The 21,997-nt window shown below is 40.3% G+C and carries 24 protein-coding genes; 14 read left to right on the forward strand and 10 right to left on the reverse strand.

The window, feature by feature from the left end; all coding sequences use genetic code 11:
• Window positions 1-26 precede the first annotated feature (26 nt).
• The 5 genes from AC0N32_RS01280 to AC0N32_RS01300 form a co-directional block, all read right to left on the reverse strand.
• Complete coding sequence (locus AC0N32_RS01280; RefSeq protein WP_476392071.1) at window positions 27-1,097, reverse strand: type I restriction endonuclease; 1,071 nt, start codon at window positions 1,095-1,097, stop codon at window positions 27-29.
• A gap of 10 nt (window positions 1,098-1,107) precedes the next feature.
• On the reverse strand, window positions 1,108-1,440 hold the full coding sequence (locus AC0N32_RS01285) for a YegP family protein (protein ID WP_476392072.1): 333 nt from the start codon (window positions 1,438-1,440) through the stop codon (window positions 1,108-1,110).
• 131 nt (window positions 1,441-1,571) lie between these two features.
• Window positions 1,572-2,234: a response regulator gene (locus AC0N32_RS01290; RefSeq protein WP_476392073.1), complete on the reverse strand. Its 663-nt coding sequence runs from the start codon at window positions 2,232-2,234 to the stop codon at window positions 1,572-1,574.
• 3 nt (window positions 2,235-2,237) lie between these two features.
• Complete coding sequence (locus tag AC0N32_RS01295; protein WP_476392074.1) at window positions 2,238-3,869, reverse strand: tetratricopeptide repeat-containing sensor histidine kinase; 1,632 nt, start codon at window positions 3,867-3,869, stop codon at window positions 2,238-2,240.
• 22 nt (window positions 3,870-3,891) lie between these two features.
• Window positions 3,892-4,080, reverse strand: coding sequence for a hypothetical protein (locus AC0N32_RS01300; protein ID WP_476392075.1), 189 nt, complete (start codon window positions 4,078-4,080; stop codon window positions 3,892-3,894).
• Between the two features lie 401 nt (window positions 4,081-4,481).
• Between AC0N32_RS01300 and AC0N32_RS01305 the strand changes: the two genes are divergently transcribed.
• The 5 genes from AC0N32_RS01305 (at window position 4,482) to AC0N32_RS01325 (ending at window position 10,078) form a co-directional block, all read left to right on the forward strand.
• On the forward strand, window positions 4,482-5,297 hold the full coding sequence (locus tag AC0N32_RS01305) for a hypothetical protein (protein ID WP_476392076.1): 816 nt from the start codon (window positions 4,482-4,484) through the stop codon (window positions 5,295-5,297).
• 74 nt (window positions 5,298-5,371) lie between these two features.
• On the forward strand, window positions 5,372-7,162 hold the full coding sequence (locus AC0N32_RS01310) for a metallophosphoesterase (RefSeq protein ID WP_476392077.1): 1,791 nt from the start codon (window positions 5,372-5,374) through the stop codon (window positions 7,160-7,162).
• Window positions 7,163-7,851: 689 nt separating this feature from the next.
• Window positions 7,852-9,153 (forward strand): complement C1q domain-containing protein, encoded by a 1,302-nt coding sequence (locus AC0N32_RS01315; RefSeq protein ID WP_476392078.1) that lies wholly within the window; start codon window positions 7,852-7,854, stop codon window positions 9,151-9,153.
• A 192-nt stretch (window positions 9,154-9,345) separates the two neighbouring features.
• A complete protein-coding gene (locus AC0N32_RS01320) occupies window positions 9,346-9,645 on the forward strand; it encodes a DNA-binding domain-containing protein (RefSeq protein WP_476392079.1) in 300 nt (99 codons plus the stop codon).
• Window positions 9,646-9,751: 106 nt separating this feature from the next.
• Window positions 9,752-10,078 carry a DUF4469 domain-containing protein gene (locus tag AC0N32_RS01325; protein WP_476392080.1) on the forward strand — a complete coding sequence of 109 codons (327 nt, stop codon included), beginning with the start codon at window positions 9,752-9,754 and terminating at the stop codon, window positions 10,076-10,078.
• A 151-nt stretch (window positions 10,079-10,229) separates the two neighbouring features.
• On the opposite strand, the gene AC0N32_RS01330 is transcribed toward AC0N32_RS01325, so the two are convergent.
• Window positions 10,230-10,673, reverse strand: coding sequence for a hypothetical protein (locus tag AC0N32_RS01330; RefSeq protein WP_476392081.1), 444 nt, complete (start codon window positions 10,671-10,673; stop codon window positions 10,230-10,232).
• 121 nt (window positions 10,674-10,794) lie between these two features.
• Complete coding sequence (locus AC0N32_RS01335; RefSeq protein WP_476392082.1) at window positions 10,795-11,679, reverse strand: cupin-like domain-containing protein; 885 nt, start codon at window positions 11,677-11,679, stop codon at window positions 10,795-10,797.
• Window positions 11,680-11,874: 195 nt separating this feature from the next.
• Here AC0N32_RS01335 and AC0N32_RS01340 point away from each other — a divergent pair, with 195 nt between their 5' ends.
• From AC0N32_RS01340 to AC0N32_RS01380, 9 genes are all read left to right on the forward strand, one after another.
• Entirely contained in the window at window positions 11,875-12,777 is a 903-nt protein-coding gene (locus tag AC0N32_RS01340) for a bestrophin family protein (protein WP_476392083.1), read from the forward strand.
• A gap of 63 nt (window positions 12,778-12,840) precedes the next feature.
• Window positions 12,841-13,371, forward strand: a complete 531-nt coding sequence (locus tag AC0N32_RS01345) for an RNA methyltransferase (RefSeq protein WP_476392084.1) — start codon at window positions 12,841-12,843, stop codon at window positions 13,369-13,371.
• Between the two features lie 185 nt (window positions 13,372-13,556).
• The gene (locus AC0N32_RS01350) at window positions 13,557-14,207 is read left to right on the forward strand and encodes a CBS domain-containing protein (protein ID WP_476392085.1); all 651 of its coding nucleotides are present in this window, start codon (window positions 13,557-13,559) and stop codon (window positions 14,205-14,207) included.
• A gap of 6 nt (window positions 14,208-14,213) precedes the next feature.
• A complete protein-coding gene (locus tag AC0N32_RS01355; protein ID WP_476392086.1) occupies window positions 14,214-15,080 on the forward strand; it encodes an NAD kinase in 867 nt (288 codons plus the stop codon).
• Window positions 15,081-15,150: 70 nt separating this feature from the next.
• Window positions 15,151-16,221, forward strand: a complete 1,071-nt coding sequence (gene fbaA / locus AC0N32_RS01360) for a class II fructose-bisphosphate aldolase (RefSeq protein ID WP_476392087.1) — start codon at window positions 15,151-15,153, stop codon at window positions 16,219-16,221.
• Window positions 16,222-16,289: 68 nt separating this feature from the next.
• Complete coding sequence (gene accD, locus AC0N32_RS01365; protein ID WP_476392088.1) at window positions 16,290-17,144, forward strand: acetyl-CoA carboxylase, carboxyltransferase subunit beta; 855 nt, start codon at window positions 16,290-16,292, stop codon at window positions 17,142-17,144.
• 54 nt (window positions 17,145-17,198) lie between these two features.
• Window positions 17,199-17,711 carry a DUF6973 domain-containing protein gene (locus tag AC0N32_RS01370; RefSeq protein WP_476392089.1) on the forward strand — a complete coding sequence of 171 codons (513 nt, stop codon included), beginning with the start codon at window positions 17,199-17,201 and terminating at the stop codon, window positions 17,709-17,711.
• A gap of 173 nt (window positions 17,712-17,884) precedes the next feature.
• A complete protein-coding gene (locus tag AC0N32_RS01375; protein ID WP_476392090.1) occupies window positions 17,885-19,288 on the forward strand; it encodes a nucleoside recognition domain-containing protein in 1,404 nt (467 codons plus the stop codon).
• A gap of 81 nt (window positions 19,289-19,369) precedes the next feature.
• Entirely contained in the window at window positions 19,370-19,762 is a 393-nt protein-coding gene (locus AC0N32_RS01380) for a hypothetical protein (protein ID WP_476392091.1), read from the forward strand.
• A 14-nt stretch (window positions 19,763-19,776) separates the two neighbouring features.
• Here the strand turns inward: AC0N32_RS01380 and AC0N32_RS01385 are convergent, their stop codons facing one another.
• Genes AC0N32_RS01385 through AC0N32_RS01395 form a run of 3 tightly spaced genes read right to left on the reverse strand, consistent with a single transcriptional unit; the run spans window position 19,777 to window position 21,850 of the window.
• On the reverse strand, window positions 19,777-20,658 hold the full coding sequence (locus AC0N32_RS01385; protein WP_476392092.1) for a ferric siderophore ABC transporter substrate-binding protein: 882 nt from the start codon (window positions 20,656-20,658) through the stop codon (window positions 19,777-19,779).
• 34 nt (window positions 20,659-20,692) lie between these two features.
• The gene (locus AC0N32_RS01390; RefSeq protein ID WP_476392093.1) at window positions 20,693-21,091 is read right to left on the reverse strand and encodes an ExbD/TolR family protein; all 399 of its coding nucleotides are present in this window, start codon (window positions 21,089-21,091) and stop codon (window positions 20,693-20,695) included.
• Between the two features lie 54 nt (window positions 21,092-21,145).
• Window positions 21,146-21,850, reverse strand: a complete 705-nt coding sequence (locus AC0N32_RS01395; RefSeq protein ID WP_476392094.1) for a MotA/TolQ/ExbB proton channel family protein — start codon at window positions 21,848-21,850, stop codon at window positions 21,146-21,148.
• Between the last annotated feature and the right edge of the window lie 147 nt (window positions 21,851-21,997).

Raw genomic sequence — 21,997 nt, forward strand, 5'->3', positions numbered from 1 at the left:
GATTGATTTTCCATGGTATTTATTTTTTAATTATAATTCTCTAAAGTCTGATGAAGCTGGTTCCTGTAATGATAGATCTCATCGAGATTATTTAACAAAATCTTTTCTCCGGCATCTTTGCCATTGTGAAACAGCTCGAAGTATTTTTTGGAAGTATTGAAATGGAGCCTGCACAGCGGTTTCCGGTTGTTGTCATCCAGCAAGATCCCGAAATAGGATAAAGTATCTCTATAAGCAATTCTCGAAGCAGGAACTCTCTCTCTCAAAATGGCTTTTACGATCTGAAACCCTTCCAGCTCTTCTTCGGTGGTGACAATTTTAGATTCGTTGTTGTCGTCGATCGGCTGTGCGTTTTTTACATCCTCTTCTCTTTTTTCGATCTGTTCGTTGATGCTCAGTGCCGATTTCAGCCTGAAGCTGATCGATTCATTAATAGAAGTGGCCAGTGCTTTTTTTGCATATTCTTTAAAGGAAACCATCCTGTTGGCCGTCAAAGGTTTTTCAAAAAACCGGTTCACCAGAAGTTTCACCAGTTCATCAGAAGGATTTTCAATTTCCTTTTCGAATTCTTTGCGGATGGCTTTGATGTATTTTAACGCTTCAGCAGAGTCTAAGATACTTTCGAGGTTATAATCTTTCTTGGTAAAATTCTCCAGGATTTTGATCGAACTGTCTTTTAAATCTTCAATATTAATCGTGAAAAAGGGCTTTTCATCCATAATATTGGGCTTTTCAAGATCGGTATAGAAGTTATAGATAATTCCGTTCGTCAGCACGCCAAATCTTGTTTTGGAAACATGATAATACCGGTGAAGCTGCGAGTTGTGGGCATCAGCGCTTTCTTTCCAGTGTTTGCATTCGATAATGAAAATCGGCTCGTCATTATTTTTGATGACATAATCTACCTTTTCTCCTTTTTTGGTTCCGATATCGCAAACGTGTTCGGGAACGACTTCTGTCGGGTTAAAAATATCATAGCCTAAAATCTGTATAAAAGGCATAACAAAGGCATTCTTTGTGGCTTCTTCCGTTCCGATCTGATCTTTCAGGCCGATGACTTTCTGCTGAAGCTGTTCAAGTTTAATTTTAAGATCCATAGAATTAGTATTAAAGTGTTTCATCAACAATTTCTGCAGTAGGAGCATTGGATTTTACGGAAGCGATTCCGTTTTCCATTCCTGATTTCGAGGAATAAAGCTGGCTTTTTCCGATGATCTCGCCATTCCTTGCTTTCAGAACAAAATAATCTTTTCCGTTTACGGCCACTCTTCGGTCGTATCTGGAATCGTCCTGGGCATTTACCTTCACCGATTCGATCCCTTTGTGACAAGAAGCTTTCTGAACGTAGCCTTCACTCATTAAAATAATTTCGCCATTTTCCGATTTAAGGTTAAACTGGTACTCTCTGTTTACCCTTTGACCGATTATAAATTTTCCCATAATTGATTTTTAATTAATAATCCAAAATTATGAGCATTAGATCCGGAATCCTTACGGTTTTCCGTAAATGGTAAAAAATAAACCTTCCGGATGATTCCGAAAGGTTTTTAAAATTGCTTTTTAATTGTACCTTATAATATGCCGATATCCTTGCACATGACGATCAGTTCAATATTGTTTTTAGCACCCAGACTTTCGCGGAGGTCATTCAGTCTTTTTTCTATAGAGCTTTTGCTGTCCGGAGTAATGCCGTTCTTTTTGAAATGTTCTTCAATCTCGCTCTGCTTCCAGCCTTTGGAAAGAAGTTCAAGCAAGGTAATATCGTAATCTGTAAATTCAAGAGAAGTGTTACGAATGGAATTTAAAATCTCCTGCGGAATCACCGTTTCTCCGTTAAACACTTTTTTTATTGTATTCTTCAGCTCTTTTCCGTCATTTCTCGCTTTGGCTACAAAACCGTTGATTTGATAAACTTTGTAAAGGTCATCAATGATCTTAGGCTTTTTTTCTATTGAAAAGGCGATGACTTTTAGATTCGGCTGAATCTTTCGTGCCTCATGAATTAATTCCTGACCGGATTTTATTTTTTGATGAATATGATCCTTATCAAATGAGAGATCAGTGATAAGAAGGTCATAAGGTTGATTCTCGGCAAACGCAGTCTGAATATGCTTTAGTGCATCATCGCAATAACTTACGAAATCGGAATTTTTAATGTTTAATTCCGCGAGAGTATTGACAATCCCGGAATTTCTGATCTCATGGTCTTCGGCTATTAGTGCTTTTTTAAACATAATTTAGTGTATTGGAATAGTTATTTGAATTATTAATCCGCCTGAAGGATTTTTTTCAAAAGTAATATCTCCGCCGATCGATTCAATACGGTTTTCCGTATTATGGATCCCTGCTCCTTTCCCGTCATTAAGATTTTCGATTCCAACCCCGTTATCGGTGTATTTTATTTTTAAAAGATCACTGGTTTTTTCAAATTTAAGAGAAGCCAGCTTTGCATTGCTGTGTTTTTTCATATTGACAAGAACTTCACGCAAAATATAATAAAGCTCAAGCTGAATATTGTACGATACGTTTTCCCAGATATTTTCATTGTACCCTACGGTAAGAACCTTTTGCTCCGGAGAAGAATAAGACGAAATCATTTTAACAAAACGTGACGAAAAATCTTCCTCAATGATCGTCTCATGAGAAATATCCCTGGATTCTTCATACATCTTTTCAATATTATTGAGGATTCTGGTTTTGTCCACTTCGGGATTATTCTGTACGTCTACCATCATATGATAAAGCCCATTTGCTACGACATCATGAACTTTCTTAGACATCTTGAGCTGCGTATTTTTTACTTCGAGTTCTTTTTCTTGCTGAAGTCTTTTCTTTCTTTTTCTGTACCAGAAAATGCCGATGATTATAGTTAAAACTAAGAATATAATACCAAAATTCTGTTTTAAAATTCTGTTTTGAGAAGCTAAAACCTCATTTTTATTTTTTTCTACTTCATAAATTATAGAAGTAAATAAGCTTTTAGAATTATTTACAGTATTTTGGATACTATCATTTAAAGTCTGATATTTTTCGAAAATAGGTTTTATATTTTTATCATCTTCAAGCTTTATTATTTTTTGCAAAGCGTCCAGTTGATCTTCATAGCTACCTGTCTTTTTTGAATTATCATACATTGCTTTAGCATAATATAATGCTTTATTTTTATTTCTACTATTAAAGTAATCAGTTAAATGTGAAAGGCTTGCATTGACTCCAGATAAGTCATTTCTATTAATTCTTTTTTCTAAAATAGAAACAAGATCACTTTCTGCATTATAATCTTTATATATTAAAGACTTTGTATATGTTAAGTTATCTAAAACTCTATTTCTAAAATCAATACTATCTTTTATTAAGGGATTTTTTGAAAGGTTATTAAAAATGTTCAATGCATAGTTATAATTTTTAATCTTTAGGTTTGAAACACCAATATTATTCTCTATACTTAATCCAGAATAAGAATCCTTATCAGTAAATGTTAAGGCTTTATTATAACAATAGATTGCCTCTTTGTAATTTTTTAATGCATTATGGTTTATTGCAAACTGATTATATATTGAATTGAGATTTTCATTATCATTTTTGCGTATAAAATTTGTTGATTTTTTTAAATTTTCATTACTACCAAGAAAATCTCCTTTTTCTGTTTGAATAATTGACAGAAAGATCAGACTATTGGCAATTTTGCTAGGTTCTTTAAGACCTTGAGATGCTTTAAAGAAATTAACAAAAGAACTGTCATAATTTTTTTTGTAATAAAAATCATATCCTTTATCGTAAAAAGTATCTGCTAGTATATTGCGTTTATTTTCTTTACATGAGAAAAATAATACTAATAGTAATAAAAAAAGGGAATGATGTATTTTCATTCCCCTAATTTAAAAAAATATATTACTTCTTTGGAGGTATTGGCTGTGTTTCCCCTCCTGTGTCTCCACCTGAACCTCCATCACCTGGGTTTATTCCTCCTCCCGGATTTACTCCGCTGCCGGTGTCTTGGGTGGTTACCTGTCCGTTGTTGTCGTTATGGCATGATTGAGTATTGGCACTATTATTCCCGAATGCTAAAGCGATTAGCATCAATATTAAGTTTAACATTTTTAAAAAATTTTGAAGTTGAAATTCTTTTCTTCCTCTCACGAAGTATTTATCGTGAGCTGTACACTGTTAAAATTTCGAAGCGCTTCTTAAATTTTTTGGGAAGTGAACCTTCAAAAACGGAAGAGAAACATCTGCTTCCCAACCCGGAGTTTTCTTCCGTCTTATCTGGTGATTTTTGAAATCAGTTTTGTAAATTTGTTTTTGTAATGTTTTGTTTATCACTGATCTCTGATGCAAAGATGCGACAAAGGCCGACGCAGGTGTTAGACAAAAGCTGGACATCGATGGACACGAAAATGGACACAAATGGTTTACGGAAAGCCGTAATGCGACATGAGGTAAAATCACTTATTTTGTAATAATCCCCTTAAAAACTAAATATGTCCAAGAGAAAACTATTAATGATTGAAGTCTTTGAGAAAGCTAAAAGAGAGTCTGAAAAAACTTCTAAAAATGGGTTAGCAATGTATTTAAAAGTACATTTGGAAACTTTTAAACTTTTTCTTGATGAGAAAACATTTACCAGATACCATGACTCGTTTGTGACGGGTATAAAAAAGGAAGTTAATCCCGATACTGATACTTTGGATAAATTAAGCCAATATATAGGCTACAAAAATTTCACAGACTTTTCCAACACCTTTATTAAGAAGGACGAAAATACCAACAAAACGACCGTAAAAGTAAGTGTTGATCATGATGAAGAATCTATAACGGAAAAGCTTTCGAAGATTATCATCAATATTACAAACGAACAACATTTCAAAATGCCTGATTTCATTAAGAAAAACGGAATGGGAATCCTGGAAATGACCTTTGTCATACTTCTCGCGACCGGAGGCGTAGTATTTTCTAATCCCAAGAATGCAAATCGACTTGGGATTATGTCCGGGTTAAATTCTCCCGCCACATACAAACCTTTTATGTATTGGGACAAAGATCGTTACATCGCAACGGACAGCAGCTATCTTGGCCCACAGATAGAAGTTGTGCCCATGGATTCAGGAAACTTCACCTATCTTAAAAAGATCACCAGACCGGATACCCTTACCGTAGATAATGCTTTGCATAAAGTCTGGTATGATAAAAGTGCTAACGAAGTAGAGTTTTTTACAAGCTTTGGTAAACATCCTGAAAATGGGAAAACCCTGAAAGAAGCAACGCCATATATTATCAGTACGTATGGAGGGGAGTAACTTTCTTCATAATTATTTAAAACTCCCGTAAACCCATTCCTGAAATATTCCTTTACCTTCGTCTTTTTTCCAGGATGAATAAAGGAATATTCTCATTTTTAATCTTTGTATTTTCGGTTCTTTCGGCGCAGCAGAAGCCGGTGCAGATTGCTTTTCTGTCGGATGTCCATTTTCAGGATCTGTATGGAAGCTTTTCTGATAACGACTTTAAAGGGATCATCAATCCGAAGACCGGAAAGCCCACCATTCTCCGGACCATGGATGCGCAGCTGCATTCGACCCGGATATTCAACGAAAACTATTTTGCCTTCCTGAAAGCCCTGGACGATATTGCCCGCAAAGGAATAAAGATCGTCGCCATGCCCGGTGATTTTTCAGATGACGGACAGGCCTACAATCTCCGTGGACTGCATAAGATTCTGGATAAATACCACCAGGAATACGGCATCGAATTTTACCTCACCACCGGCAACCACGATCCCGTAGGCCCTTTCCGAAAGGAAGCCGGCAAAGATGATTTCCTTGGGCAGGATGGGCATCCGCTTGGAATTTACAGTAAACAGACCCTGAAGAAACAGGGAAACAGCATCATTACCAAAGACATCGCAGAATCAGGCTATCTCGAAATCCTGGATGAGCTGAAAGACTTCGGCTTTTATCCCAAACCGGGCGATCTGTATTGGAGTACGCCGTTTTCTCCGTATTCCCTGAAAGACTATTTTTACGAAAAGGCCATGCAAAACGCAGACTATACCCGCAGAATGTATGATGTCTCCGAAGGGTTTCCCGTTCCTGATCTCAGCTATGTCGCAGAACCGGTAAAAGGAGTCTGGCTAATGGCCATCGACGGCAATACCTATATCCCTAAAAACACCAAAGAAAACCCCGCCAATGCAGAGAATTATAAAGGCGCCGGCATCGGATACAACAATGTGCTCACCCACAAAAAGCATCTCATTGAATGGGTAAAAAAGACCATGAAAGAAGCCCACAGAAACGGCAAAACCGTCATTGCATTTACCCACTACCCAATGATCGATTATAATGACGGGGCCACGCAGGACATCAAAACGTTGCTGGGCGAAAAGAAATGGCAGATGGAAAGAGTACCGGAAGAACAGGTTGCCAGGGCTTTTGCAGAAGCCGGACTGCAGATTCATTTTGCGGGGCACATGCACATCAATGATACCGGAATCCGGAAAACAGGGAATACCATGCTCGTCAATATCCAGGTGCCTTCACTGGCGGCTTATATTCCGGCTTATAAGGTTCTTACCATAAAGTCTCCCCGGCAAATGGAGGTCCGGACCGAAGTAATAGATGAGGTTGCCGGCTTCGATGAACTGTTTACCCTGTACGAAAAAGAATATGAAGTCCTGCAGAAAGACAGTAAGAATACCATCTGGAACAAAGACATCCTGAAATCGGCTTCCTATCATGATTTTATGCTCTTTCACCTTAAAGAGCTCGTACGGCTGAGGATGATTCCCGGCGACTGGCCCAAAGATTTTATTGAAGCGACAGAAAATCTTACCGGGGAAGATCTCCTGCTGCTGGTACAGACCGAAAAACAGCTGGAAGAAAAGCACATAGATAAAGACCTTTACCGAACCTGGAAAATGCAAGACCTCATCCTGGACCTCTACAAATTTCAGTCCGCCGATGAGCTGGCCTATAAGGATATCCCCGCAGAAAGAGTACGTCAATATGAAGTCCTGGAAAAGATTTTTGATCAATATAAAGGAGAAGACCCCCTGCTCCTGAGACTGAAAAGCCTCTTTAAAATACTTTCCCTGCTTTCCCACGGAGATCCTTCAGATCATTTTGAGATCCACCTTAAAAAGAATTCGGTGAAGAGACTGTAAGAGCGAGTTCTTTTTCTCCGTCACAGCATTATTTTTTTAGTCGATTCTTGAGCAAAAAAGCACCTCATTATGGTATAAAAAAAGTAGTCTTAGTTTGACTACTTTTATTTGACAAATGTAAATATTTTATGATTACACCCCAACAATAATCATTTGTTTTTTAATATGTTAAATGACAAATGTCGTCAAAAACCGGCCGTTTTTAAGCATTTTGACCAAATTCTGAATACCATAAACCTTACTGATTCTTAGACGTTTGAAGACAAAATATAGTCAAACTAAGACTACTTTTCATAAATGATGAAAAAACAAACGATTAGCCCTCTACGACTACCTCTATTCCTGCATTTCTGCGTAAAAACGTTATGCCTCATCCTGTTCGATAATAGACCTTTCCCTTTAAAGATTACGGCAAGCCACTTCAGCCGTCCTCCGCCTGGTTTTAAACACAAATGGCACGAATGATTTTGCACGAATAGCACTAATAATTTAGAAAGAGTAAGAGCCTTTTTGTTTAATCTCTGCAAGCTCTTATAAGCGAAGCGGCTTTGTGAAACTTAAAAGCATCATGCATTAAAAAAAACTTTGTGCACTTTGTGTTCAATAAATAAAGTAATCAAAACATTAACTATAATACATAAACAATGAAAAACATTATTACACTGGCTGTTCTATTCATCAGCCTTACAATGTTCGCCCAAGTGGGGATTAATAATACTTCCCCGAAAGCAACTCTTGATATCAGTCCTAAAACCACCGACGGCAGCAAACCGGAGGGACTTCTTATCCCGCAACTGGATGGAAATTCGCTCAAAACCGCATCTTACGGAACATCCCAAAAAGGAGTAATCGTCTATGCTAAGTCAGCAGCAAGTCCCACTGATGCCAAAACCGTAAATGTTACTGCGGAAGGGTATTACTATTTTGATGGAAGCGTATGGCAGAAAATGACCGGGGCAGCAGCCGGCGATACCACCAATGATCCTTGGGTAAATGATACAACCAATGGTCTGGTAAAGCTAGGCACCAAAGCAGACGGAACAGCCAGGGCCGCAGGAACTGATATTGTAGCCAAAGACGATGGAAGCGTCGGCATAGGAATTACCACACCGGCAGGAAAACTTGATGTTAATGGGAATATGATTTTACGTAATTCTGCGGTAAGCGGAGGAACGGTTAATCTCTCTATAAGATCAACAAACGGAACAAATCGATGGGGTATCGGTATGGATAATGTTGAAACAGGAAGTGGAAATACAGGAGGAGATCTAAAAATCTGGAATTATGCTGACGATGGTGGGTATATATCAAGCCCTGTAACGATTAAAAGATCTTCAGGAAACGTGGGTATAGGTACAATTTCTCCTGCTAATCAATTGCATATTAGTGCAACATCAGACCCGTTAAGACTTGATGGTCTGCAAGCAGGAACTAAAACAATGAATTACCTGGTAACAGATACAAATGGTGTCATTAAAACGGTAACACCAGAAAGTACAAATCCATCAAACGTTTATGTATTTGTAAAAATGGCTAACGATCAATCTGTAACTTATTCATCCAACAGTTTTGCAAATACATTAGTTCCTTTTGATACAAAAGTTACAGATACTAACAATGCTTATAATCTTTCAACACAAACTTTTACAGCTCCTGAAAACGGATATTATTTGATAAATCAGGTATTGAGTATGAATTTTGACTGTACTGGTGCTTCCAATACTTATGTTTACAGTATTGTTAATGCTGCTGGCAATCGGTTTCAAGCGGGATCATATTCATCAGATACTAATATTAGTTATGAAGGGGGTTCAGCAGTACAAAGTGTCGTTGCATATCTTACAACTGGACAGACGGCAAAATTTTATTATGTTGTCATTACCGGAGGCACTCCAGGTTCTGGGTCTTTTAAGTTTTCTGGTGAAAACTCTACACTTTGTGCCCATTCCAATATGGGATTAAGTAATTATTTGACAATAACAAAATTGTAACAATTATCCCTGCTGACGCGAGCATCTCTTTCGTGGAGGTTTTAGCGAGATTAGGGTAGAGCGGAATTGTATTCAGCCATCAAGCCATCAAGATCTAGCTTTATACTTTTTAAATTAAACCTCACGGGCTTTGAAAACCTGTGAGGTATTATAACCAAATTCAATACATCAATACTTAAAAAATAAGAAACAATGTCAAAAATTCTTCACCGCATCAAAGCGTATCTCTACGATAACGTTTTAACGAAAGACAATCCCAATGATTTCACGGCGCGCACGACCAGTGAGCGAAGCCTTAATGTCCAGCAGATCTGCCAGGCAGCGGTATCCCGTGGCGGGGCAGATATTTCCCCCTCTTCCATGGAGCATGCTACCGAGCTGTTCCTGAAAGAAATGGCCTACCAGCTGTGTGACGGCTTTTCCGTAAATACGGGCTACTTCACCAAGCACCACCATCCGCGGGGTATTCGACAGCCCATCGGAGACCTTTAACAAAGACAAGCACAGCATCATCTTCCAGTTCAACCAGGGCGAGAAGCTCCGCGCTGAGATCCCCAATATCGAGGTAAATATCTTAGGCATCGCCGATTCTTCAGCAGTGATCTTACAGGTCACGGATGTGAAGAGCGGTTCGGTCAACGACCTGCTCACCTCGGGAAGAAACCTGAAGATCGCGGGCAGCAAGATCAAAGTAACAGGCGAAGATCCTTCGGTAGGGGTGTTCTTTGTCAACGATGTTTTACAGGAAAGAACGAAAGTAGAGGCCAGTGATATTGTGACCAATAATCCTTCGGAGCTTATCGTGGTGATTCCGGCCCTGGCGGCGGGGACTTATAGAATAGAGATCATAACGCAATATGCAGGCAGTATTATTCTAAAGGAACCTCGCGTCGCAACCCTCAACAGACAATTGGCTGTAGAATAATAAGCGGCTTGCATCGGTGCATGCAAAAGGCGTGTAAGGAGGCGTGTAAGGGTATTGCAAGGAGGCTTGCAAGACGCTTGTTTGGTAGCAAGCAAACGGCTTATTCTAAAACCTACCCTAATACTGAAATTATATTATACCGTATTGAGGTTTAGATTAGCACAAAAATATTCCATCCTGGAGATGCTTTTTTCATCAACTGTGTTGACTCCGGTCTGGGAACTTTCCCGGCCGGAGTTTTTTTGTGGCTTCGGCTCCGCTCAGCCACCGGGAAGGGCTGGTGGCTGAGTGTAAGGACTGGTGGCTTCGAGAGCCTCAGCCACCACTCAACAGAGACCACCATTTCCCTGTAACAGCAACCCCAAAGTCCAGCGTAAGAAGACCGTCGTAAAAATTCCCCTCCCATGGAGGGGCGACAAAAATTCAAAGAATTTTTGGTGGGGTGGTTTAAGGAAGATTGCGGGATTGCTGCTTCCAGTGCCCGGTGGCTGAGCGGAGTCGAAGCCACCGGGAGACGGAGCGTAAGGACTGGTGGCTTCACGTATGGCCGCGTCATAAACCACCCCGTCGCAAATTCCTGTGGAATTTCCGCCACCCCTCCACAGGAGTGGAATTGGAAGCGGTCGTTGTGAGAAGGCGAAGATCTATTTTACAACCGGCGGCTGAGCGGAGCCGAAGCCAAAGCCGCCAGCTTCTTCAGGAAGTCAGCAATTGCGTTAAGCTTCAGATTTTCCGGCAGACATTTCGGCCAAAGCTTTTGCGCTTTTCTCATACGCCCATTTTTGCTTGTAATTTACCCATTTGGCTTTAAAGAGCTTCCTCATTAACTTGTCCGTGTACCGCATGATGAACACATGATACAGCATACTGGCAAAGACTTTGGGCTTATTGGGCAATGCGCGCAGCGACATCGAGAAACCAGGCTCCAGATACCTGTTGAAGTGCCAGAAAGCTCCCGGAATAAACAGGGCGTCCCCATGCTCCATGAAGATCTCATAACCCCTCGCCTGCTTCAGTGCGGGAAACTTTTCGTAATCAGGATTTTCATAATCGACCTCATAAATGGTATGAACCGATAACGGAACCTTATACAGAAAAGCAGACTGCTTCTGATCGAACAGCAGGATTCTTTTTTTTCCTTCAAAATGAATATGCAGAAAGTCGCCGAGATCTACGTCATAATGCATCAGCACATGGGCCTCACTTCCCCCGAAAAACAGCGTCGGAAGCCTTTTGAAAAACTTCATGCCCAGATCGGGATAGGTAAAGTTTTTCAGCAATTCCGGAAGGCGGTCGGTAATAATGTAAAAGAAAATACGGAGATCCGAAGGCTTGCTCCTGATGGTGTCGATATAATCCCTCATTTTCATGTGGGTGACCGGCGCATCGGAGCTTTTGGAGGCATCCGCAGGTTTGTTGTCGTAAAGAGGAACTTCCTGGTCTCCCGCCTTGTCGCGGATAAAATCAAAATTCCATTGATCAAACGCGTCCCATCTGCTGGCAAAATTCTTGATGAGCAGAGGCTTCTGCTTTTTAAAATAATTTTTCTGAAAGTCTTCTTTACTAATATCTGTTACAACATCTACGTTTCCGAGGATCATTTTGGTGGTGTTTTAATTGTGAAATAAAAGTAAGGTTTTTTTGAATCTTGGGAAAGTTTTAAAGATGATATCAGTTATCATTTACCATACATAATTGTTTTTATCCCATGATGTTTTGTTTTCAGCAAAGAAAAAACTGTCGCACCGTAAAATTTATGGTTTCCGTAAAACAAAAGTAAAAGTGAAATTTTATATTTGTACGGACGAACAGATCTTATGAGAGTTTACAATACCAAACATTTCCTGAAAATCCTTTTCAGCCTTCATAAAAGTGATACCCTGAAGATCCTTTTCCCCACCATGGTACTGGTAGGATTATACTCCTGGGGAATTGAATACCTCGAGGTGGAATACCTGCATCTTTCTTCCAAATCGCCCATCAGCAACGTCAGCATGATCCACTCGTTGCTGGGGTTTGTGCTGTCCCTGCTTCTGGTTTTCAGGACCAATACCGCCTACGACCGATGGTGGGAAGGCAGGAAACTCTGGGGCAAGCTCGTGAACGACTCCAGGAATTTTGCGGTAAAGATCAATACCATTCTTGCCGGCGACCGCAAAGATGCTGAGCAAATAGCGAGATACCTGAAATATTTCCCGCATTTTCTGGCTAAACACCTTTCGAAAGAATCTACAAGGCTGGCATTGGACGAAGATTATTCGGAGATCGAAGAATATATAAAGCATCACGGTCCCAGTGAAATTGTGATCCTGCTGAGCCACAAGCTGAACCAGCTTAAAAAAGAAGGCAAAATCTCCGATGTGGAAATGCTCTATCTGGATACCCAGCTTTCCGGATTTCTGGATGTCTGCGGTGGCTGCGAACGGATTAAGAATACACCCATCCCTTACTCGTACTCATCTTTTGTAAAGAAATTCATCATTCTGTATGTATTGGCGTTGCCGGTAGCCTACGTAATCTCGATCGGCCTTTTCATGATCCCGCTTACGGTATTCGTATATTATGTCCTGATGAGTCTTGAGATGATCGCCGAAGAAATTGAAGATCCTTTTAATAATGACGAAAATGATATCCCGATGGAAACCATTGCCCAGAATATTGAAAGAAGTGTTCACCAGATTATGGGTTCAGGAAAATAAATAAATCCGAAATGGCCCGGAAATCGTACATCATATAAACTTAATTAACAAAAAATAAACCCATTGGTACAAAAATTAAAGCTGGAAGAGCTCAACAGGATAGATGTAGAAACCTTTAAGACGGTCGAAAAAATTCCGTTGGTGGTTGTTCTGGATAACATCAGGAGCATGCACAATGTAGGGGCCACTTTCAGAACGGCAGATGCTTTTCTCGTTCAAAAGATTATCCTGTGTGGAATTACACCTCAGCCGCCGCACCGTGAAATTCACAAGGCCGCGCTGGGTGCAACAGAAAGTGTTGACTGGAGCCATAAAAGTGATATCAATACCACGATTAAAGATCTAAAATCACAGGGATTTGAAGTCGTAGGAATTGAGCAGACGACAAGCAGCACGATGATCACGGATTTTATCATAGATAAGACGAAGAAATATGCCGTGATCTTAGGAAATGAAGTAGAAGGAATCAGCGATGAGGCCCTTCCAAACATTGATTCTTTCATAGAAATTCCCCAGCTGGGAACGAAGCATTCCCTGAATGTAAGTGTATGCGGCGGAATCGTCATGTGGGAATTTGCAAAAGCCCTTAAATAAAAAAACTGCATGTGCCTAATAGACAGTGCAGTTTGAAATAAATCTAATAAAAAGTAAAAATGAAAGGCGACAAAGATACCTAAATTTTCATCACAAACAAATTTTAGGATCGCTTTTTTACTTTTTAAGGAAAAAAAGTTGGATTTTCAGAAATAGTTTCGTTTAATTTTTTATAAATTAGCACAATGTTTATCAAGGAATATATCTCAAAAGACTTTCCGTGTTTTAGCCTGACTGACTCTATAGAATCAGCACGTGATACGCTAGAAGCATTTGGATATTCTCATATTTTCATCAAAAAATCCCATCACTTTTACGGAGCCATCGCAGAAGATTTTCTCTACGAACAGGATGGCCTCCTGAAAGACCTGGAACATCAGATCGAGCGTTTCGCCATTCTTGAAGACAATAATATTATGGATAGCATCAGGCTGTTTTATACATTCAATGCCAATGTAATCCCTGTCATCAATAAGAATGAAAAATACCTGGGATACATCACCTGCGAAGACATCTTCCAGGATCTCTCGAAATACCCGCTGTTCTCTGAATCCGGGGCTATTCTTACGGTGGAGACTCCTGGCAGAAAATACTCGATGACGGAGATCGCCAATATTGTGGAAAGCAACAACTCCAAATTTTACGGCGCTTTCATCAGCAATATGACCGATGACGTGATCCAGGTGACGATCAAGATCAGCAATGAAAACCTGAGCTCCATTGATGAAACATTTGACCGGTACGACTATCGGATTGTACAAAAGTATTATTCTGATGAGAAGTCTGATCTGTTTCAGGACAGGTTCGGGTTTTTCCAAAAATTTATAGAAATATAAAAACCAATGAAGGCAGCCATTTATTCCCAGAAAAAAGATTTAGATACCTTTTTATATTTAAGCAAATTTATTTCCGAGCTTGAAAACAGAGGCGTAAAATCTGTTTTATACGACGAAATGGCGGAAGCGCTTCAGTTCTCAAAAATATTTGAAACCTTCAACTGCAAACAGGATCTAATCGACAAGGAAGTTGATCTTTTCTTTACTTTTGGCGGCGATGGAACGATTGTAAATTCCTTAACCTTTATCGAAGATCTCGAAATTCCTATTGTCGGAGTAAATACCGGAAGACTGGGCTTCCTGGCCAGCTTTACCAAAGAAGAAGCCTTCAACGCCCTGGATTCCATATTAAAAGGAGATATAAAAACCAGCCGCCGGTCCGTTATTGAAGTCGTTTCACCCGACATGGAAGATTTTTTCCCATATGCCCTTAATGATGTGACTATTTCAAGAAAAGAAACCACCTCCATGATTACGGTAGATTCTTTTATCAACAACGAGTTTCTTAATGTTTTTTGGGGAGACGGTGTGATTGTTTCCACGCCTACCGGTTCTACCGCTTACTCATTAAGCTGCGGGGGACCGATCATTTCTCCCAATAACGAAAACTTTGTCATCACCCCGATCGCACCCCACAATCTGAATGTGCGGCCACTCGTGGTTAATGATAAGGTAGAAATAAAATTCAAAGTGGAAAGCCGCGTACCCCAGTATTCCCTTTCCCTGGATTCCAGGCTGATCCATATTGAGACCGACAAGGAGATCATCATCAAAAAGGCAGATTTCCAGATCCTTCTGGTACAGCCGAATAATCTCAGCTTTTATGAAACCATCCGCCAGAAGCTTCTTTGGGGCCGAGACAAAAGAAATTAACAATTAAGCAAAAATGATTACCTTTACACGAATTTTACAAACCCTAATAATTTATATTAAAAAGTAAAACATGAGCAGAATTTTCCCGGCAGGAGTTGCCACAGGTCAATTAGTTACTGATATTTTTCAGCATGCTAAAGAAAACAAATTTGCATTACCAGCAGTAAACGTAATTGGTTCAAGCAACGTAAATGCGGTTTTGGAAACTGCAGCAAAACTAAACTCACCTGTTATTATTCAGTTCTCTAATGGAGGCGCTGCTTATAATGCAGGAAAAGGATTAAGCAATGACGGTCAGAAAGCTGCCATCCTGGGAGCAATCGCCGGAGCAAAACATATTCATACCCTTGCAGAAGCTTACGGAGCGACTGTGATCCTTCATACAGACCATTGCGCCAAGAAATTATTGCCTTGGATCGACGGCTTAATGGATGCCAACGAAGAATTTTACAAGCAGACCGGAAAGTCTCTGTATTCTTCTCACATGCTGGATCTTTCTGAAGAATCTTTAGAAGAAAACCTTGAGATCTCTGCCCAATATTTCGAAAGAATGGCAAAAATGCAGATGACGCTTGAAGTGGAAATCGGAGTAACCGGAGGAGAAGAAGATGGTGTCGACAACTCTGATGTCGACAATTCAAAATTATATACCCAGCCTGAAGATGTAGCTTATACTTATGAAAAGCTGAAAGCTATTTCCGATAAGTTCACGATTGCTGCCGCCTTTGGAAACGTACACGGTGTTTATAAGCCAGGAAACGTGGTTCTTACTCCGAAGATCCTGGATAATTCACAAAAATACGTTCAGGAAAAATTCGGAACTGCTGAAAAGCCGATCAACTTCGTATTCCACGGAGGTTCGGGATCTACGTTGGAGGAGATCAGAGAAGCAATTGATTACGGGGTGATCAAAATGAACATCGACACAGACCTTCAGTTTGCTTACACAGAAGGCATCAGAGATTATATGGTAAACAATATCGATTACCTTAGAGCCCAGATCGGAAATCCGGAAGGTGAAGAAAAGCCGAACAAGAAATTCTATGACCCGAGAGTTTGGGTAAGAAAAGGAGAAGAAACATTCTCTAAGAGACTTGTTCAGGCATTTGAAGATTTAAATAACGTAAATACGCTTAAATAAAAATTAATAAGTGATGATTGATTTCAATTAACAATCATCATTTATCTTTCATCAATTATATAAACAATATGGCATTCGAGTGGTTTAAAAGAAAAGCACAAAATATCACGACCTCAACTGATCAGAAAAAAGACGTTCCTAAAGGTCTTTGGCATCAGACACCGTCCGGAAAAATCGTAGAACACGATGAGCTGAAAAGAAACAATTATGTTTCTCCTGAAGACGGTTTTCACGTAAGAATAGGAAGTGCAGAGTTCTTTGATATCCTTTTCGACGAAGGTAAATTCACTGAATTGGACGCTAATGTTGAAAGTATTGATATCCTGAACTTTAAAGATACCAAACCCTACGCAGACCGTCTGAAAGAAGTTAAAGCTAAAACAAAGCTTACCGATTCTATCAGAAACGCCGTGGGTACCGTAAAAGGGACAGAAATGGTGGTTTCTTGTATGGATTTCGCGTTCATCGGAGGATCCCTCGGATCGGTGATGGGTGAAAAGATCAGAAGAGCAATAGATTACTGTATTCAGAAAAAACTTCCGTATATGATCATCTGCCAGTCGGGAGGAGCCAGAATGCAGGAAGCCACTTATTCCCTGATGCAGCTGGCAAAAGTTCAGGCTAAACTGGCACAGCTTTCTGAAGCCGGACTTTTATACATCGCTTACCTTTGTGATCCTACTTTCGGAGGAATTACCGCTTCGTTTGCAATGACCGCCGATATCATCATGGCTGAGCCGGGTGCGCTGATCGGTTTTGCAGGCCCAAGGGTAATCCGTGAAACCATCGGAAGAGATTTGCCGGAAGGATTCCAGACCTCAGAATTCCTTCAGGAAAAAGGATTCGTTGATTTTATCGTGAAAAGAACGGAAATCAGGGAAACCATTTCAAAAACAGTCAATCTGTTGACGGTAAAAGCTTAATAATTTTAACAAAATACAGCAATCTCTCTCTGGACAGGAGGGAGATTTTTATTGATGAGAACTTTCAGTATATTTTTCAATACCATCCGCAGCATGAGCATGAAAAAGATTATGCGTCTTTTATCGCTTGTGCTTCCCCACCCTATTTTTTCGGTGTTAAGTTTTCATGCAACCCTTCAGGCGTATTCTATTGCACAGAAGAAATTTCCGGATACGGCCTCTACCAACGGCATTGGAAATTCTTTCCGTCATGCGCTGTGGTGCTGCTTCATCCTGATGTATTGCTGTAAAGTTTCTTCACCCCAAAAGGCTCTCGCTTTCTGTAAACGCCTCACCGATCTTCATGAAGAGCTCTTTCCCAATAAACCGTTGGAAACCAAGATGGATCTCCACAACAATACAATCGGAATGGATTATTTCATGGAACTGCTGCCTGGCATTCACCGCCAGTTTTTTGAAAAAAGCTTTTTTATTAAAGGCCTGGAAGAGAAAATGAAGGATGCGAAGGTACTGAAGAGCCTGGATGATGATTTTGAAGGATTTTTGGTTTATCTGGACGAAAAGTGAACAAAAGTGAATGGTGAATTTCGCTCAGCGAGTCAATTCTGCTCCGCAAGTGAATTTCAGACTACTAAAAAAAATTGACAAGCAAAGCAGATTCACCCGAAGGAATTGAACATTGACAATTTTTGTAATCTGAAGATTTTTTGATAAGTTTAACCAATTTTTAATTCATTCGAATGGTTCTCAGCAGAATTTGGTCGGCTTTTATTATTATTGCCATTGCCATCGCCAGTATAAAATACATTTCATCAAGTCATTACAAAACTATTTTTAATGACATGGTGGTCGGAAAAGGCGGCGATACGGTACAGATTGCCACTCAGAAAATGAATGCTCTTTCTCCACTGGTGAGAGATAGTTTAATGAGAAGTCCTGATTTCGCAGACAGCAGAATTCATTATAAAACAGACTTCTTAAAACAGGACGTAAAAGTATACCGTGTACAGGAAGCAGACGGCGTGATCGGAACTTCCGAAACGGCCGTAAAAATATGCCTTGGGCTGATTGGTATCATGACCCTGTTTATGGGCTTTATGAGTATTGCGGAAAAAGCCGGCGGCATTAATCTTCTGAGCCGGTTGATCCAGCCTTTTTTTTCCAAACTTTTTCCTGAAATTCCTAAAAACCACCCGGCTTTTGGGCACATGCTGATGAATTTCAGTGCCAATCTTCTCGGGCTGGACAATGCCGCAACCCCTTTCGGACTAAAGGCGATGGAAAGCTTACAGACTTTAAATCCTCAAAAAGATACAGCAAGCAATTCGCAAATCATGTTTTTATGTCTCCATGCAGGAGGAATGACGCTGATTCCTGTTTCTATCATTGCTATTCGGGCATCGATGGGCTCGAAAACGCCAACAGATATTTTCCTGCCTTGTATGATTGCCACTTTTGCCGCCACTCTGGCTGCTATGATCATTGTTTCCTTGTATCAGAAGATCAATCTATTAAGACCAGTTGTTATAGCCTACGTTGGAGGGATCTCCGCCGTGATCGCTTTATTGGTACTATATCTGGTGCAGCTGAGCAAAGATCAGCTTGATGATTTCAGTAAGGTTTTGAGCAATGGTCTGATTCTCTTTATCTTCCTGTCCATTGTTTTGGGCGCCGTTTACAAGAAGATTAATGTTTTTGATGCCTTTATTGAAGGCGCAAAAGAAGGTTTTAATACCTGCGTTAAGATTATTCCTTATCTCGTAGGAATGCTGATTGCGATTTCCCTGTTAAGGACTTCCGGCGTTTTCGATGTCATTATCGATGGAATGAAATGGGTGGCCTATACCGCCAATTTTGACCCACGCTTTGTTGACGGACTTCCAACCGCTCTGATCAAACCGCTTTCCGGCTCAGGTGCCAGAGGAATGATGGTGGATACCATGACCACTTTCGGGGCAGACAGCTTCCAGGGCAAACTTGCGGCCGTTCTCCAAGGGAGCTCAGATACGACATTCTATGTGATTGCCGTGTATTTCGGTGCCGTAGCTGTAAAGAATACGCGATACACGGTAATTGCTATGCTTCTGGCCGATCTGGTGGGAATTATCACCTCGATTGCGCTAGCCTATTTGTTTTTTGCTTAAAAAATATTGTATTAAATCTAGAACTAAACTTAACAAATAAGGTTTTTTAAAACCATCATCACTTTAATTTCAAACTTCAATATGATTACAGATAAAGAATTTACATTACGTCTTATCAGACAGCTAAGCCAGGCACTGGAAAAACTGATTCTGGACAAACCTGAAGAAAGCCTGATGCAGAAAGAACTCGATTTCGATTCTTTAATGCGGGATATTTTCAAAATGAGTTTCACTGAAGTTGCCTCTAAAAGCAAAGAAGAACTCATTGGAATCGTCAATGAAAGACAGGAAAGAGATCATAAAGACTATTACGAGATGCTCGGTAATCTTTTTTATTTTAAAGGAAAAACAGAAAAAAATAATGAGTTTCTGGATAAAGCCAAAACATTCTACGAGCTCTATCTTCAGACCAGCGGAATTTTCGCATTACCGGTGATCAACAGGATCTCCGAAATAAAAAAAGCACTTGAGTAAAGTGCTTTTGTATTTTAGAAAGTAATTTTATAGCTTCCGGTGGAAGAAACACTGGCTTTTTCAGCCTTTACATATTTCTTAACCCATGCGATGGCATTTGATGTGATACACGGATCTGAGGTTCCTCCTGACCTTCTTGCCGAAACCACATTTCCGGCTTTATCAACCGTATAAGATATGGTAATCGTTCCGCTTGCTGTACAGCTGTTGGCGGGCTGTGCTCCTCCTCTGCCCATGGTTCCCGGGATAAATCCTACCAGTTTCCGGTCTATTCCGACTTTACTGTCACCGTTTCCGTCGCCTCCCAAAGGATCACCGGCATTTCCTATACCGTTGCCGTCGCCCTGGCTTCCGGCTTTTGTGCCCCGTCCTCTGATCAGGTTCCCGATGGCTGCTGTTCCTTTTCCGTCACCATTTCCTGTTTTTGAGTTTGCCGTAACAGCTCCGGATTTCTTGGTATTTTTACTGGCACTCGTGCTTGCCGAAGATTTTTTGGTCTCTGCTTTGGATTCTTCTTTTTTCGGAACGCTTAACTTTGAATTGTTTCCGGTAATTATTTTGTCTTTCGCTTCAGATTTCTGCGTTTCCGGTTGCGGATCGGGTTTAATTACGGTTTTCGTTTCCGGAACAGCCGTTTCAGCAGGCTCCGTAACATTCTCCGTAGCTGCGGCTAAGCTTCCCGGCTGATCGGCAGGTTCTTCAGCGCCGCTTCCGTTTCTGTTGTCTCCGAAATTCACCAGCATGGTGGTCACAATTTCAGGTTGCTGATCAAGCTCAGGTTTTAATTTATACAAAAAAACAAACAGCAGGATGGCAGACCAGATCAGGATCGAAAGCAATGCGCTTTTTACCCGGTCTCTGTTTTGTTCGTCTCTGCTTATAATCTGGCTTCTCATCTTAAAAGGCTCCTTTCGTATGATTTCGGAATTACTATTTATCTTTAACGGTTGCAATGGCAATATTGAATTTATGCTTTTCGGCAATTTCCATGGCAAAGACCACGTCTTTATGCATGGTATTTTCGTCTGCTCTTATGGTAAAAGATTTGTTGGCCTGGCTGGCCAGTTTATTGACTACTACCTGTTCCAGTTGTGCTTTTTCTACAGGGCTGTCATCAACAAAATAGTACCCGTCGGGTTTTATGCTTACCGTAAGCGGATTCGGGATATTGTCTTCAACAGCCCCGGTTTTTGGGAGTTTTACATCAATAGCACTCTGATTGGCCGCTGAAGAAGTTACCATAAAGAAGATCAGCATCAACAGGATAACATCCGTCATCGCTGCCAGACTGAACTCGGGGTTTGCTTTATTTCTTCTCTGAATTTTCATCTGTTTATTTTTAATTTTAATGTTCAGACAGAACCTTGCGGTTTCATGTGAAGATTATAAAGGTTTGTTGATAAGGTCTAAAAATTCTCCCGACATATTCTGTGCCTTCAATACAAATTTATCGATTCTTGTCAATAATAAATTGTAAAAGAAATTGGCAGGAATTGCTACGGCAAGACCGACAGCGGTCTGTCCCAACGCTGTATAAATCCCTTCAGATAACGTCTTCGGCGAAAAGGATCCGCTGGCATGGGATAAATTAAAGAACGCGATGATCATCCCGATTACCGTTCCTAAAAGTCCCAGCATCGGAGCAATACTTGGTACAACAGCGAGAAGATTTAGGTTTTTCTCCATATTGGCGACCTCAACCTGTGCCTGAGATTCCATAGCGCTTACGATATCGGATACGGGTCTGCCAAGTCTGGAGATCCCTTTTTCCAGGATTCTTCCTTCGGGTGAGTTTTGTCTTTTGCAGTAATCCAGTGCAGATTCTATTTTGCCTTCTTTGATGAAATCTTCGATGTTATCCATAAAGTTGGCATCCGTTTTAGAGGTCAGCCTTTTGATAAAGAAAAAACGTTCGAAGAACAGGTACACGGAAAATACGCCTAAAAGGAGTACGGTCACCATTACTATTTTAGCGAAGGCTCCCCCATGAAACATGATCTTCCAAAATGAAAATTCTAAATCTTCCGCCGCGACCGCGGGTGTAGCAACCTGTGCAAACAAAATCTGAGTAAGTTCCGTTATCAGCATTAATGTGTATTTTTATAAGAGTTGTAACGACAAATGTAGTGGAATATTATCAAAAGATATCTTAAAAATTGCTTAAAAACAACTTAAATTTTGTTATTTTCCAACAACAGCAAATTTCTTTTCAAAAAAATCTGAAAAGAAATCTGG

The sequence above is a fragment of the Chryseobacterium endophyticum genome, assembly GCF_056333165.1.

Bases quoted from the DNA above. Each gene is read 5' to 3' on its own strand.
- AC0N32_RS01290 (WP_476392073.1), bottom strand. From the start codon at position 2,234: ATGTTTAAAAAAGCACTAATAGCCGAAGACCATGAGATCAGAAATTCC.
- AC0N32_RS01315 (WP_476392078.1), top strand. From the start codon at position 7,852: ATGTTCGCCCAAGTGGGGATTAATAATACTTCCCCGAAAGCAACTCTT.
- AC0N32_RS01310 (WP_476392077.1), top strand. From the start codon at position 5,372: ATGAATAAAGGAATATTCTCATTTTTAATCTTTGTATTTTCGGTTCTT.
- AC0N32_RS01380 (WP_476392091.1), top strand. From the start codon at position 19,370: ATGATTACAGATAAAGAATTTACATTACGTCTTATCAGACAGCTAAGC.
- AC0N32_RS01350 (WP_476392085.1), top strand. From the start codon at position 13,557: ATGTTTATCAAGGAATATATCTCAAAAGACTTTCCGTGTTTTAGCCTG.
- AC0N32_RS01395 (WP_476392094.1), bottom strand. From the start codon at position 21,850: ATGCTGATAACGGAACTTACTCAGATTTTGTTTGCACAGGTTGCTACA.
- accD (WP_476392088.1), top strand. From the start codon at position 16,290: ATGGCATTCGAGTGGTTTAAAAGAAAAGCACAAAATATCACGACCTCA.
- AC0N32_RS01375 (WP_476392090.1), top strand. From the start codon at position 17,885: ATGGTTCTCAGCAGAATTTGGTCGGCTTTTATTATTATTGCCATTGCC.
- AC0N32_RS01320 (WP_476392079.1), top strand. From the start codon at position 9,346: ATGTCAAAAATTCTTCACCGCATCAAAGCGTATCTCTACGATAACGTT.
- AC0N32_RS01370 (WP_476392089.1), top strand. From the start codon at position 17,199: ATGAGAACTTTCAGTATATTTTTCAATACCATCCGCAGCATGAGCATG.
- AC0N32_RS01305 (WP_476392076.1), top strand. From the start codon at position 4,482: ATGTCCAAGAGAAAACTATTAATGATTGAAGTCTTTGAGAAAGCTAAA.
- AC0N32_RS01390 (WP_476392093.1), bottom strand. From the start codon at position 21,091: ATGAAAATTCAGAGAAGAAATAAAGCAAACCCCGAGTTCAGTCTGGCA.
- AC0N32_RS01355 (WP_476392086.1), top strand. From the start codon at position 14,214: ATGAAGGCAGCCATTTATTCCCAGAAAAAAGATTTAGATACCTTTTTA.
- AC0N32_RS01280 (WP_476392071.1), bottom strand. From the start codon at position 1,097: ATGGATCTTAAAATTAAACTTGAACAGCTTCAGCAGAAAGTCATCGGC.
- AC0N32_RS01385 (WP_476392092.1), bottom strand. From the start codon at position 20,658: ATGAGAAGCCAGATTATAAGCAGAGACGAACAAAACAGAGACCGGGTA.
- AC0N32_RS01285 (WP_476392072.1), bottom strand. From the start codon at position 1,440: ATGGGAAAATTTATAATCGGTCAAAGGGTAAACAGAGAGTACCAGTTT.
- fbaA (WP_476392087.1), top strand. From the start codon at position 15,151: ATGAGCAGAATTTTCCCGGCAGGAGTTGCCACAGGTCAATTAGTTACT.
- AC0N32_RS01300 (WP_476392075.1), bottom strand. From the start codon at position 4,080: ATGCTAATCGCTTTAGCATTCGGGAATAATAGTGCCAATACTCAATCA.
- AC0N32_RS01335 (WP_476392082.1), bottom strand. From the start codon at position 11,679: ATGATCCTCGGAAACGTAGATGTTGTAACAGATATTAGTAAAGAAGAC.
- AC0N32_RS01295 (WP_476392074.1), bottom strand. From the start codon at position 3,869: ATGAAAATACATCATTCCCTTTTTTTATTACTATTAGTATTATTTTTC.